Here is a 13,668-nt window from a genome sequence, read left to right on the forward strand (position 1 = left end):
ACCACGTCGGTCGAGCAACCCCTTTAGCATCGAGCCGGCCCGTTGGCAGCGCGACAAAAAGGGGTGGGTCGGCGATAAAGGGGCGGTTCGGGTCGAGGGTCAGGGGCGGAGGGACGCGCGCCAGTCCGCGAGCAAGCGGGCGGTCGCGACCGACTGCGCCCACGGCATCTGCGGGGCCTCACTGCGACCGTCGGCGATCGCGGCGGAGACCGCATCCGCTTCCGCCGCGAACGGATCGAGCGTCGACACCGTGACGATCTCGGCGCGCGATTCGGTCCGCACACCGAAGGTTCGGCCCGACTCGAGCCGGCTGCCCCAGAGGTCGCCGGAGGTGATCGTGCCCAGCCCGCCCTCGAGCGTCACGATTCTCGGCAGATCCTCCACGATCGAGGCACGCACGTCGGCGACGAAGGTGCCGGCCACGACCCGCGCGCGAGCGGTCTCGTCGACCGCGCCGACGACACCATCCGCTTCGCCGATGTGCAACTCGTCGAGGTCGATCCCCGCCGCCGCGGCGACGGCCACCACGAGCGACATCGGATAGCCGCCCACATCGAGGATCGCCCCACCCGCAACAGCCGGATCGAACAGCCGACCCTCGCGCGAGCCGGCCGCGAACCCGAACGACGCGGTCAGCGCACGCATCCCGCCGATCCGCCGCGAACGGATGACGTCATCGAACGCGCCCGCGAAGGGACCGAAGCGGTACTTGTAGGCCTCGACGAACGGGCGCCCGGTCGCCGCTGCGGCCGCGAGGACGCGCGTGGTCTCGGAGAGCGACGGCGACACGGGCTTCTCGCAGAGCACGGCTTTGCCCGACTCGAGCGCGGCGACCGACAACTCCGCGTGCGTCGTGTGCACGGTCGCGATGTAGACCGCGTCGACGTCGTCGCGGGCGAGCACGTCGGCGTATGTTCCGGCGACCGGAGCGCCGTATTCGTCGGCGAAGGCGCGCGCGCGGTCGGGATCGGTGCTGCCGACCGCCTGCAGCACCCCATGGGTGCTCCGCGGCAACGCGCGGGCGAAGAATCCGCCGATCTGCCCCGGCCCGAGGATGGCCCACCGTGTCCGCTGCACGCCCCGACCGTAGCAGCGTCCGCCCCGCTCGCCGCCACGCTCGGCCCCACCCCTGTGCCCCCGCCCGCAGCTCGCTAGGACGCCGAGACGGGATCTTCGCGCCGAGACAGTGGGGTTACCCCTCCGTCTCGGCGCGAAGATCCCGTCTCGCGGCCGATCTGGCCCGGGCGGCGGTTAGGCGCGGGAGCGGCGGATGCGGCGGCGGCGCGCGCCGACCGCGAACAGCAGCCCACCGAGCAGCAGCACGCCGTAGGCGATCGGGATGATCGGGCCGAGTTCGGCGCCGGTGACCGCCAGCGGAGACGCCGCGCGCACCTCCAGCGGAACCCAGCCGATCAGGGCACCGGACGCATCCGTCACCGCCAGACGGTGAGCGCCGACCGGCGTCTCCACCGGAACGCGCACCGAGATGTCTCCCGACGACGAGACGGTCCGCGTCCCGAGCAGCGTCGGCGTCGAGAACAACCACGCACTCACCGACTCACCCGCCCGGCCCGCGTCCACCCCGACCGTGATCGACGAACCCGCCGCCACCGAGCCCGGAGCGGTGATCCCACCCTGCAGCGCGGGCGTCAGCGCCGACTCGAGCGGCGCGATCGCACCACTCGGCGTACCGGGGCCACCACCCGGGCCCCCAGGCGTACCGGGCCCACCCGGCGTACCCGGACCACCCGGCGTACCCGGACCACCCGGCTCGACCGGCGCGGTCTCGACGATCACCGGCGACGACGTTCCCTCTCCGGCGACGAAGCCGGAGGCGGATGCGGTCGCCACCGCGCGCAGCTCGGCGCCCACGTCGGCCGTGGTCGCCGTGTACGTCGCTCCGGTCGCTCCGGTCGCGCCGATCGCGCGGCCGTCGCGGGTCCACGTGTAGGCGACCTCCGCGTCGCTCGGGTCGGTGGTGACGCTGGCGGTCAGCACCTCTCCGACGCGGGGCGTGCCCGTGATCGTCACGTCACCGAGGGTCACCTGACGCTCGATCGCAACCGCGTAGGTCCGTACCGCGCCGTTCGGGGCGGTGACGGTCACACTGCCGGTGGCGGATGCATCCGACGGCTGCGCGATCTGCACGGTCGCGTCGGAGTCGACGGCGACCGCAGACAGCACCGGCCAGCCGGAACCCTGAGTGCGCACGGTGTACTGCTCTGTCGCCGGATCGAAGTCCGCGACGGCGGTGCCGCCGACCGACAGGCGCGCGAGGTCGGCGATCCCGGCGGGCGCCGCGGAGAGGCCGAAGATCTCCACCTCGGAGACGATCATGTGCGTGTTCGGCCGCGCCTGCAGCACGACGCGCACGTCGTCCGCGGTGACGCCGGCGAGCGGCACGTCGACGACCGGTGCACCCGTGTCGGGCGCGGGAACGGCCACGGACTCTCCGGCGACCCACTCGCCGCCGGCCGTGCGGTGCTCGACGCGCAGGCTCGCGGGCCAGGTCGCCCCGCCATCGCGGTAGAAAGACACGCGCACGTGCCCGACCTGCTCGGTGCCGGAGAGCGCGTAGGTCAACGTGTCCTGCGCGTTCTTCGTGCCCGAGCGCCAGTTCGACCAGCCCTTGTCGGTGGTGACCCCGTTCGTCGTGCGTTCGACGCCGTAGCTCGAGCTCTCGGTGAACGTGGCCGTCGCCCTGCTCTGCGGAGCCACGTTGCGCTCGCTGGGTTCGGTGACGATCACCGTGAGCCGGGCGGGCAACGTGTCGGCGCCTCGTCCCGCGGCGGTTCCCGTCACGACGACGGTGCCCGGCTGGGCGAGGTCCGCATCCGATATCCCCGACCAGTCCCACTCGACCGGGGTGTCGTACGCGGTACCGCCCAGGCGCACCTCGGCGGGAACCGCGGTCGGCGCCGCCGCGCGCACCCGGTCGACCGCCGCGCCGGCGTAGGTCGTCAGCGATACGGGACGGGTCGCGGTGTACGCGCCCACCTCGACCGTCGCGAGCGCACCCTCGAAGCGGGCGCCGAACACGTCGGTACCCGATCCGGGCACCTCGACGGTTCCGGGCACCGACCAATCGGCCCCCGACAGATCCCATTCGACGGCCGCGGTGCGCTCGACGCCCCCGCGGTAGCGGAGCGTCACGGTGCCGGGAAGCTCCGGAGCCTCACCGACCGCCGTGCTGGCGGTGACAGGAGCGACCCCCTGCACCGCCGTCGAGGCCGGCGTCCACCGCTGGTTCGCACCGTTGTTCGAGGTCCATGTGCCGACGCTCGTGCCGTCCGCCGTGCCCTGACCGTTCACATCGAGAACTCGCTCCGCGGCGACGCTGAGCAGCGAGTACGTGCGACCGTCCGCGGTCGACGGAATCCACTGCAGCGCGGGATCGGATGCGGCCGCCGCCGCATCCGCCGTCACCAGGGTCGTGCCGGTACCGGACACCGCGAGGAACCGGCCGTCACCCGCCTGCAACGCCAGGCGGTGCCGGTTCGTGCCCTCGCCGCCGAGCGACCGCACGGTCCACGCCTGCGCGGGCGCGGTGGTCGCGTCGGTCGCACTCGTCCGGATGCGGAGGCCGGCCGCATCCGCGGCGAGCGCCTTTCCGCTCTGCACACCGAGCAGCTGGAGGGTCGCCCCGTCCTCGAACGCGACCGCATCCGCGGAGACGCCCGACACACCCGTGACCACGAAGGTCGTCACGGACTTCGCCGGAACCGTCAGGACGGCCGACCGGGATGCGGCGTCGATCGGCACCGCATCGCCCTCGACGAGCGCGTTGCCGGTGACGTCGCCGGCCGACGATTCGGTGGTCACCACGGGAGTGACGGTCGCGCCGGGAGCGATCTGCCCGAACTGCGAGAGGTCGAGCTCGACCGTGCGCGCAGACGCCTCACTGTTGACGTGCACGAGCGTGACACCGTCGCCCTCGGCCGTGAGAGCCGCGGTCGTCTGCGCGTCGTTCGTCGGGATCAGGTGGTCGCCGGGCTCGATGTAGTGCGTGAAGTTGCGCACGGTGTTGAACTTCGCGTTCGTCAGCACCTGGCACGACGGGTCGGCGTCGCCATCCGCGATGCGCCGTTCCGAATCGCCCTCGGCGTTGCAGTCGAAGTCGATGAAGACGCTGCCCCAGTTGAGGTCTTCGACCTTCTCCATGTTGTAGAGATCTTCGACGGGCTGCCAGAACACCCATGCCGCCGGCTCGAGCTCGCGGAGGTCGTCGACGATGCGCGTGGCCATCCCGAGACCGTTCTCGATGTTCGTCTGGTTGAAGCCCGTGCCGTCCCAGTCGCCCTCGACCTCGCTCATCCACAGCGGCTTGTCGGATGCTTTCGCGATGTCGCGCGCGACCATCCGGTCGCCCGTGCCGTACGTGTGCACGTTGAGCTGATCGACCGCGTCCTTCGACTCGTCGCTCCAGCCGTTCCAGTTCTGCACGAAGATCGACGGGTTCGTCTCGTCCATCGCGGAGATGCTGACGTCGGTGGCCGTGCCGGGGGCGGCGAGGCGGTCGCGGAGCACCTGGATCATCTGGTCCTGGCGCGAGGGCCCGATGTGCGCGCCCTCCTGACGGCTCGCGCTCGTCGGCCAGGTCGCACCCGCAGGGATCCGTGTCTGCCAGTAGTTCGTGTTGGGTTCGTTGAACGGATCGAGCGTGTCGAACTGGATGCCGTGATCCTTCTCGAGCTCCTCGACGACGTTCACGAGGTACCCGGCGAACGCCTCCATGTCTTCGGGCGCCAGCTGCTCGCTCGTGGCGTTGTTCACGCCGCCGGAGACGAATCCGCTCTGGGTGAGGAAGTACGGCGGCGAGTTGCTGAACGCCTCCCAGTGGGTGACCTTGTCTTTCAGCGCGTCGATCCACCAGCGCTGCGCCGCGTCCGCGTCGAGGTCGTAGCTCGCCGGGTCCTCCGCGTCCCACGCGGCCGCGTACCGGTCGCGGTCGGCGAACGTCGCAGAGATGTCGCCGTCCGCATCCGTCGCGTCGAGGTCGGGGTTCCACCATCCGGGCACCGCGCCACCCGGGCGCAGGTACGACGGCACATCGGTCGCGTTGCCGCCGCCGATGTTGTACCGGGCGATGTTGAGGTTCAGCCCCTCTTCACCGAAGACCGCGTCGAACAGCTTCTGGCGCACATCCGCCGGGTAGCCACCGGTCGCGTTCGCGAACCAGACCAGGCTCGTGCCCCACCCCTCGAAGGGATCCGACGCGTACGACGGATTCGGGGTGATGCGGACGGATGCGGCCGCGTGCGCAGCCTGCGGCGCGGCCGTCGTTCCCGCGACGAGCGCGCCGGCGCTGAGTGCGCCGACGCACAGTAGCGACAGGATTCGGGTGGACTTCATCGTCGTTCCTTCCGGCCGCGGCGATGCGGCGTGGAGTGTGTGGCGGTGTGGTGCAGAGAGCGCCCGCGCAGAGCGGCACTCGTGTTGACGTAAACATGTTGACGTCAACACCGACCATAGGCGACACACAGTCCGCGCACAAGGTCTTTTCGCCCGCTCCCCGCGAGGGCGTGAGCCAGCGGCGGGTCAGGCGCGGAGGAGTGAGCGGCGGGTCAGGCGGGGGCGGCCGAACTGCCGCGGACCACGAGCTCGGTCGGGATCACCATCCGCTCGGTCGCCGCGCCCTCGCCGTCGATCTCGGCGAGGAGAGCCCGGATGGCGGCGGCACCGACGCGTCCGAAATGCTGGCGCACGGTCGTCAGCGGGGGCCAGAAGTTCGCCGCGTCGGCGGTGTCGTCGAACCCCACGACGCTGACCTCGCCCGGAACCGCGCGGCCCGCCTCGTGCAGCGCCCGGATCACACCCAGCGCCATCTGATCGTTCGCCACGAACACGGCGGTGATGTCGCGATCTTCGGCGATCCGCCGGCCGATCTCGTACCCGGAGTCCGCGGTCCAGTCCCCGACGGCCACCTCGGGCACGCGCACCCCGCGCGCCTCGAGCGTTTCGCGCCACGCCTCGCGGCGTCGCTCGGCGGCGTAGGACTCCAGCGGGCCCGACACGTGCCAGACCGTCTCGTGCCCGAGATCGAGCAGATGGCCCGTCGCGAGTCGCGCACCCTGCGCCTGATCGTTGTCGACGACCGGGTAGGCGTACGCCGCGTTCGAGTCGACGACGACCACGGGAAGTCCCGTCGGCAGCGCGAGCTCGGTCTCGCCCAGCCGGTGCGTCTCGATCAGGATGACGACGCCGTCCACCGCGTGCTCGACCAGGCGCACGAAGGCCCCCGACACATCGGACTGCGTCGCGGACTCGACCGTGATGAGGGTCAGCGAGTAGCCCGCATCCGCCGCGACCGACGCGACGGCGTCGAGCGTGCGCGTGTTGCCGTAGCTCGAGAGCGAGAACATGATCACGCCGATGCTGCGGAAGCGTCCGGAGCGGAGCGCCCGCGCGGCGCTGTTGGGCCGGTAGCCGAGCCGGGCCATCGCTTCGAGCACGCGTTTGCGGGTGTCGGGGTCGACGTTCGCGCGGCCGTTCGCCACCCGCGACACGGTCTGGCCCGAGACTCCGGCCTCGGCGGCGACGTCGGCCATCGAGGTCTCGCGTCGTCGGGAGCGCGCCGCAGCGGTCACGGATGCTGCGTCTTCGCCCATGTCCGGATCCCCTCGATGTTGACGTTGACATGTTATCCATACCGGTTTATGTTTACGTCAACATCCTCCGCATCGGTCAGTAACGACCCGCGGAGCGGCATGACAGAAAAGGCTTCGGACGATGACGACCACAGCAGCACCCCCACCCGCGGTGCACACACCCCGACGGCGACGGCTCCGGATCGACGAGCGCGGCTGGCTGTTCGTGGCCCCGTTCGCGATCGTCTTCGCGCTCGTGTTCCTCGCCCCGCTCGCGTACTCGCTCTACCTGAGCCTGTTCCGCGAACAGATCGTCGGCGGCAACGCCTTCGTCGGGTTCGAGAACTACCTCACCGCGTTCAGCGACCCGAAGCTCTGGGACGGATTCCTGCGCGTTCTGCTCTTCCTGCTCATCCAGGTGCCGATCATGCTGGCGCTCGCCCTCGCCGCCGCGCTCGCGATCGACAGCGGCCGCCTCCTCGGCTCGGGCTTCAGCCGCATCGTGATCTTCCTCCCGTACGCGGTGCCCGCCGTCGTGGCGGTGCTCATGTGGGGCTACATCTACGGCGATCGATTCGGTCTCGCCGGCAACATCAACGACTTCCTCGGGGGCGAGTTCCTGGGGCCCTTCCTGCCGGAATGGATGATGCTGTCGATCGGCAACATCGTCACGTGGCAGTTCATCGGCTACAACATGCTGATCTTCTACTCCTCGCTGAAGACCATCCCCGGCGACCTGTACGAGGCCGCGTCCCTCGACGGCGCGGGCGCCTGGCGCACGATCGTCTCGATCAAGCTCCCCGCGCTCCGCGGATCCATCGTGATCGCGACGATCTTCTCGATCATCGGCAGCTTCCAGCTCTTCAACGAGCCGAACATCCTGAAGCCGCTCGCCCCGAACACGATCACCACGTTCTTCACGCCCAACATGTACGCGTACAACCTTTCGTTCGCGGGCCAGCAGTACAACTACGCCGCCACCGTCGCGATCATCATGGGCCTCATCACCGCGATCGTCGCCTACGTCGTGCAGCTGCGTGGATCCCGTCAGGAGATTCGATGACCGCCCCCACCCTCGACCGGACGCCCACGACGCGGCGCCGTCGCTCGTCGGCACCCGGATACGTCCGAGCGTCCTCCACTCGTCCGCGCCGCTCGGTCGTGCTCACGATCCTGGTCGCGCTGTTCTTGATCTACTCGCTGCTGCCGCTGTTCTGGCTGCTGATCAACGCGACCAAGACGCAGGCCGACCTGTTCACGACCTTCGGGCTCTGGTTCGGCGACAGCTTCTCGCTGTGGGACAACATCGTCGCGACATTCACCTACCGCGACGGCATCTTCCTCCGCTGGCTCGGCAACACCCTGCTCTACGTCGTGGTCGGCGCCGGCGGCGCGACACTGCTCGCGACCCTCGCCGGGTACGGGCTCGCGAAGTACAACTTCCGCGGACGCAAAGCGGTCTTCGCCGTCGTCATCGGTGCCGTCGCGGTGCCCGGCACCGCCCTCGCCGTTCCGACCTTCCTGATGTTCAGCCAGCTGGGCCTCACGAACACCCCGTGGGCCATCATCATCCCGTCGCTGATCAGCCCCTTCGGCCTGTACCTGATGTGGGTGTTCGCCACCGAGGCCGTTCCGACCGAGCTGCTGGAAGCGGCGCGGATGGATGGCGCGGGCGAGTTCCGCACCTTCTTCACCATCTCCGCGAAGCTGCTCACCCCCGGCATCGTGACGGTGCTGCTGTTCGCGGTCGTCGCGACCTGGAACAACTACTTCCTGCCGCTCATCATGCTGAGCGATCCGGCCTGGTACCCGCTCACGGTCGGCCTCAACCAGTGGAACGCGCAGGCCACCGGCGCCGCCGCGCAGCCCATCTACAACCTGGTGATCACGGGCTCGCTCCTGTCGATCATCCCCATCGTCGTCGCGTTCCTCATGCTGCAGCGGTTCTGGCAGTCGGGACTCAGCGCCGGAAGCGTCAAGCAGTGACGAGGGGAACTGCCTGACCACGTTCGTCTCCTCCCTGCGGGGCATCCCGCCCCGCACCCGAAGAGCCGGAGCATCCGCCCCGGCACCCGAAATACCCCGGGGCATCCGCCCGGGAACCTGCAACACCCGGGGCACCCGCCCCGGCATCCACAACAACGAAGTGAAGGACATCCCATGACACCCATGCGCAAGGGCTCGGCGCTGCGTCGCATCGCATTCGTCGTGGCCGCGACTGCCATCGCCGGCAGCTCGCTCGCCGCGTGCTCCTCCGGCGGACCCGCCGCGGGCAGCGGCTCGGCCGACGACCTGGACGCCGCCCTCGAGGCCGGCGGCGAGATCACCTACTGGTCCTGGACCCCGTCCGCCGAGGACCAGGCCGCCGCGTTCGAGAAGGAATACCCGAACGTCAAGGTCAACGTCGTCAACGCCGGAACGAACACCGAGGAGTACACCAAGCTCCAGAACGCGATCAAGGCCGGTTCGGGCGCGCCCGATGTGGTGCAGGTCGAGTACTACGCCTTCCCGCAGTTCGCCCTCACCGAGGGCCTGCTCGACCTGGCCCCGTACGGCTTCGGCGACCTCGAGGGCGACTACACGGCATCCACCTGGAATTCGGTCGACTTCGACGGCAAGATCTACGGTCTGCCGCAGGACTCGGGCCCCATGGCGCTGTTCTACAACAAGACGGTGTTCGACCAGTACGGCCTCACCGTCCCCACCACCTGGGACGAGTACATCGCGGAAGCCAAGAAGCTGACCGCCGCCGACCCGACGAAGAAGATCACCAACGACACCGGCGACTCCGGCTTCGCGACCAGCATGATCTGGCAGGCCGGCGGCCAGCCGTTCCAGGTCGACGGAACGAACGTGACGCTCGACCTGGCCGACGAGGGCTCGCAGAAGTGGGCCGACACGTGGAACCAGCTCGTCGACGGCGATCTGCTCTCGGATGCCTCCAGCTGGAGCGACGAGTGGTTCCAGGGCCTCGGCGACGGATCGATCGCGACCCTCGTGATCGGCGCATGGATGCCCGGCAACCTGGAGGCATCGGTTCCGGATGCCGCCGGCGACTGGCGCGTCGCCCCCATGCCGACCTACGACGGCACCCCGGTGTCGGCGGAGAACGGCGGCGGCGGCCAGGCGGTCACCAAGCAGAGCGAGAACCCGGCGCTGGCCGCCGCGTTCCTCAAATGGCTGAACAACGACCAGGCGAGCATCGACATCTTCGCGGCGAGCGGTGGCTTCCCCTCCACCACCGCCGACCTCGAGTCGGATGACTTCCTGAACGCGACGTCGGACTACTTCGGCGGCCAGGAGATCAACAAGGTGCTGGCGCAGTCCGCATCCGACGTTCGCGAGGGATGGCAGTACCTGCCGTTCCAGGTGTACGCGAACAGCATCTTCAGCGACACCGTGGGCCAGTCCTACGCCTCCAAGGGCGACCTGAACGAGGGTCTCGCCACCTGGCAGGACCAGCTCGTGCAGTACGGCAACGAGCAGGGCTTCACCGTCAACAAGTGACGCACGCGAGGGGCGGGTCGCATCGATCATCGATCCGGCCCGCCCCTCGTCACGTCGCCGCAGAAAGCGATCATGACCTCCTCCACACGAATCGTCCTCGACCCGGCCGCCCCCGGCGCCGCGGTACCGCCTCGCCTGTTCGGCACCTTCGTCGAGCACATGGGCCGGTGCGTCTACGACGGCATCCACGAGCCCGGTCACCCGACGGCGGATACGGCCGGCTTCCGACGCGACGTACTCGAGCTCGTCCGCGAGCTGGGTGCGACCGTCGTGCGCTACCCGGGCGGCAACTTCGTGTCGGGATACCGCTGGGAGGACGGCGTGGGCCCCTCCGACGAGCGCCCCGTGCGCCTCGACGCCGCCTGGCACAGCACCGAGACGAACCAGGTCGGCCTGCACGAGTTCGCCGACTGGGCGGAGCAGGCCGGTCTCGAACTCATGCAGGCCGTGAACCTCGGCACCCGGGGCGCCGCCGAGGCCGCCGATCTGCTCGAGTACACGAATCATCCGGCGGGCACCGCGCTCAGCGACCGCCGGCGCCGCAACGGCCGCGACGAGCCGTTCGGGGTGCGCCTGTGGTGCCTCGGGAACGAGATGGACGGCCCCTGGCAGATCGGCCACAAGACGGCCGACGAGTACGGTCGGCTGGCCGCCGAGACCGCGCGCCTCATGCGCTTCATCGACCCCGACATCGAGCTCGTCGCCGCGGGCAGCTCCAACCACGAGATGCCGACGTTCGACGCGTGGGAGCGCACCGTGCTGCGCCACACTGCCGGCCTCGTCGACCACATCTCGGTGCACGCGTACTACGAGGAGGCCCCGGGCGACCCGGAGAGCTTCCTCGCCTCCGGCGTCGGGCTCGACCGCTACCTCGGCGACGTCGCCCGCATCATCGACGAGGTGCGCGCCGAAGAGGGCATCGAGAAGCCCATCGGCATCAGCGTCGACGAGTGGAACGTCTGGAACCAGACGCGGTGGAACGAGGTCGACAAACCCGACGTCTTCACGGGTGACTGGCCGGTCGCCCCGCGCCTCATCGAAGACGACTACACCGTGACGGATGCGGTCGTCGTCGGCTCCCTCCTCATCACGCTGCTCCGCCGGGCCGACCGGGTGACGATGGCGAACCTCGCGCAACTCGTCAACGTGATCGCCCCGATCCGCACCGAACCGGGCGGCGCCGCATGGCGCCAGACGACGTTCTTCCCGTTCCAGCTCACCGCGACCGCCGCGGCCGGTCACGTCGTCATTCCCGAGATCGCCGCCGCATCCGTCGACACGGACCGGTACGGCGCGGTCGACGCGGTGGATGCGGTCGCCACCGTGGACGGCGACGACATCGCCGTCTTCCTCGCGCACCGCTCGCTCACCGAAGCGACCGAGGTCGAGCTGCGTCTCGGCGTCGCCGCGCACGAGGTCGAGGGCGTCGTCCTGACGACACCCGACGGCGGCGATCGCGACACCGTCAACGCCGCCGCATCCCAGCCCGTCGCCCCCGTCCCCCTCCGGGTCGAGACCGACGACGACGGCTCCGTCCTGCGGTTCACCCTCCCCCCGCTGTCCTGGGCGCGCCTGCGCCTCGGGACCGCCCGCTGATCGAATCGGAACAGACTGTGACCACCTTCACCATCGGCGAGACCGACTTCCTGCTGGACGGCCAGCCGCACCGCATCCTGTCGGGGGCGCTGCACTACTTCCGCGTGCATCCCGACCAGTGGGCCGACCGCATCCACAAGGCCCGCCTGCTGGGGCTGAACACGATCGAGACCTACGTCGCCTGGAACTCCCACGAGCCCGTGCACGGCGAGTGGGACGCCACCGGCTGGAACGACCTCGGCCGCTTCCTCGACCTCGTCGCCGCCGAGGGCATGCACGCGATCGTGCGCCCCGGCCCGTACATCTGCGCCGAATGGCACAACGGCGGCCTGCCGGTGTGGCTGACCGGGCTGCCGGGGGCGACGCTCCGCAGCTCGGAGCCGACCTATCTCGCCGAGGTCTCGACCTACCTGCGCCGGGTATACGAGATCGTCGCGCCCCGCCAGATCGACCGGGGCGGCAACGTCGTGCTCGTGCAGATCGAGAACGAGTACGGCGCATACGGCGCCGACAAGGACTACCTGCGAGAACTCACCCGCGTCACGCGGGAGGCCGGGATCACCGTGCCGCTCACGACCGTGGATCAGCCGATGCCGCAGATGCTGCGTGACGGCAGCCTGGAGGGCCTGCACCTGACCGGATCGTTCGGCTCGCGCGCCGCCGAGCGCCTGCAGACGCTCCGCGAGTTCCAGCCGACCGGGCCCCTGATGTGCTCGGAGTTCTGGGACGGCTGGTTCGACTGGTGGGGCGGGGTGCACCACACGACAGATGCCGCCGCATCCGCCGCCGAACTCGACACCCTGCTCGCCGCCGGCGCCTCGGTGAACCTCTACATGCTGCACGGCGGCACGAACTTCGGGCTCACGAACGGCGCGAATGACAAGGGCCGGTACGCGCCGCTCGTCACGTCGTACGACTACGACGCGCCGCTGGATGAAGCGGGCAACCCGACGGAGAAGTTCCACGCCTTCCGCCAGGTGATCGCGAAATACGCGCCCGTGCCGAGCGAGGTGCCGGCGCCCGCCGTGCCCGCCCCCGCGTTCGAGGTTCCGCTCGAGTCGGTCGGCGACTGGCTTCCGGAGGCCGCGGGTGGCGGTGCCTCGGGTGCGGGTGCCGCGGGTGCGGGTGCCGCGGGTGCGGGTGGCGGTGCCGCGGGTGCGGGTGCCGCGGGTGCGGGTGCCGCCGGCTCGGCCGTGCCGCCGACGTTCGAGGATCTCGGGCATCTCGGCGCGCTCGTCCGCTACGACGCGGCCCTGCCGGAGGCGGCTTTCGACGGGTCGGATGCGGCCACTCTCGTCTTCGACGAGGTGCGCGACATGGCCTGGGTCATGGTCGACGGCGTTCCGGCAGGCCGCCTGTCCCGGGCACTGCACGAGCGTGCGCTCGTCGTTCCGCGCGGGGCGCAGCTCACGGTGCTCGTCGAGGATCAGGGCCGGGTGAACTACGACGTACGCCTCGGCGAGCGCAAGGGACTCATCGGCGAGGCGTCGGTCGGTGGCGTGACGGTGACGGGTTGGCGGGCGACCCCGGTCGACCTCGACGCGGTGCGCGGGGCGGTTGCTGCATCCGCCGTCCGCCCGACGGTCGGGCGCACGGGTCTTCGCGCATCGTTCGAGCTGGCGGAGCAGGCCGACCTGTTCCTCGACACCGCCGCATTCGGCAAGGGGTTCGCGTTCGTGAACGGCTTCCTGCTCGGCCGCTACTGGGTGAACGGCCCGCAGCGCACGCTCTTCGTGCCCGCGCCCGCGACGCGCGCCGGCGCGAACGAACTCGTCGTGATCGAGCTCGACCAGCTCGCCGAGCCCGTCGCACGCTTCCTCCCCACCCCCGCCCTCGGCCACACCGAGGAGTAACTCCCCCTCCCCTCCCCCACCTCCTCTCCGCCGACCCACCCCTCTATTCCCGACCCACCCCTTGCCACCGCGCATAAGGGGGTGGGTCGGAGACAAGGGGGTGGGTCGGCGAAGGGAGCGACGGG

Annotated in this window: 8 protein-coding genes; 5 read left to right on the plus strand and 3 right to left on the minus strand. The window is 70.2% G+C overall.

Features of this window, described 5'->3' with window-relative positions:
* Positions 1–99: 99 nt before the first annotated feature.
* The 3 genes from LMI96_RS13195 to LMI96_RS13205 all read right to left on the minus strand — a co-directional run bounded on the left by LMI96_RS13195 (position 100) and on the right by LMI96_RS13205 (position 6,608).
* Positions 100–1,077 (minus strand): Gfo/Idh/MocA family protein, encoded by a 978-nt coding sequence (locus LMI96_RS13195; protein WP_228361817.1) that lies wholly within the window; start codon positions 1,075–1,077, stop codon positions 100–102.
* Positions 1,078–1,251: 174 nt separating this feature from the next.
* Positions 1,252–5,352: an RICIN domain-containing protein gene (locus tag LMI96_RS13200; RefSeq protein ID WP_228361818.1), complete on the minus strand. Its 4,101-nt coding sequence runs from the start codon at positions 5,350–5,352 to the stop codon at positions 1,252–1,254.
* Positions 5,353–5,564: 212 nt separating this feature from the next.
* A complete protein-coding gene (locus LMI96_RS13205) occupies positions 5,565–6,608 on the minus strand; it encodes a LacI family DNA-binding transcriptional regulator (RefSeq protein WP_223722556.1) in 1,044 nt (347 codons plus the stop codon).
* 121 nt (positions 6,609–6,729) lie between these two features.
* On the opposite strand from LMI96_RS13205, the gene LMI96_RS13210 reads away from it, so the two are divergent.
* The 5 genes from LMI96_RS13210 to LMI96_RS13230 all read left to right on the plus strand — a co-directional run bounded on the left by LMI96_RS13210 (position 6,730) and on the right by LMI96_RS13230 (position 13,543).
* Positions 6,730–7,650, plus strand: a complete 921-nt coding sequence (locus tag LMI96_RS13210; protein ID WP_228361819.1) for a carbohydrate ABC transporter permease — start codon at positions 6,730–6,732, stop codon at positions 7,648–7,650.
* Complete coding sequence (locus LMI96_RS13215) at positions 7,647–8,573, plus strand: carbohydrate ABC transporter permease (RefSeq protein ID WP_223722554.1); 927 nt, start codon at positions 7,647–7,649, stop codon at positions 8,571–8,573. Before LMI96_RS13210 ends, LMI96_RS13215 begins: the two co-directional genes overlap by 4 nt.
* A gap of 174 nt (positions 8,574–8,747) precedes the next feature.
* The gene (locus LMI96_RS13220) at positions 8,748–10,094 is read left to right on the plus strand and encodes a sugar ABC transporter substrate-binding protein (protein WP_308015772.1); all 1,347 of its coding nucleotides are present in this window, start codon (positions 8,748–8,750) and stop codon (positions 10,092–10,094) included.
* 72 nt (positions 10,095–10,166) lie between these two features.
* On the plus strand, positions 10,167–11,690 hold the full coding sequence (locus tag LMI96_RS13225; protein ID WP_228361820.1) for an alpha-N-arabinofuranosidase: 1,524 nt from the start codon (positions 10,167–10,169) through the stop codon (positions 11,688–11,690).
* 17 nt (positions 11,691–11,707) lie between these two features.
* A complete protein-coding gene (locus LMI96_RS13230) occupies positions 11,708–13,543 on the plus strand; it encodes a beta-galactosidase family protein (RefSeq protein WP_228361821.1) in 1,836 nt (611 codons plus the stop codon).
* Positions 13,544–13,668: the final 125 nt, after the last annotated feature.

Origin of the sequence: Microbacterium sp. cx-59 (assembly GCF_020805625.1) — a bacterium.
Taxonomy (GTDB): domain Bacteria; phylum Actinomycetota; class Actinomycetes; order Actinomycetales; family Microbacteriaceae; genus Microbacterium.

What these genes read in the sequence shown, in the direction of transcription:
- LMI96_RS13200 (WP_228361818.1), bottom strand. Translation starts at nt 5,352, where the DNA reads ATGAAGTCCACCCGAATCCTGTCGCTACTGTGCGTCGGCGCACTCAGC.
- LMI96_RS13205 (WP_223722556.1), bottom strand. Translation starts at nt 6,608, where the DNA reads ATGGGCGAAGACGCAGCATCCGTGACCGCTGCGGCGCGCTCCCGACGA.
- LMI96_RS13210 (WP_228361819.1), top strand. Translation starts at nt 6,730, where the DNA reads ATGACGACCACAGCAGCACCCCCACCCGCGGTGCACACACCCCGACGG.
- LMI96_RS13215 (WP_223722554.1), top strand. Translation starts at nt 7,647, where the DNA reads ATGACCGCCCCCACCCTCGACCGGACGCCCACGACGCGGCGCCGTCGC.
- LMI96_RS13220 (WP_308015772.1), top strand. Translation starts at nt 8,748, where the DNA reads ATGACACCCATGCGCAAGGGCTCGGCGCTGCGTCGCATCGCATTCGTC.
- LMI96_RS13225 (WP_228361820.1), top strand. Translation starts at nt 10,167, where the DNA reads ATGACCTCCTCCACACGAATCGTCCTCGACCCGGCCGCCCCCGGCGCC.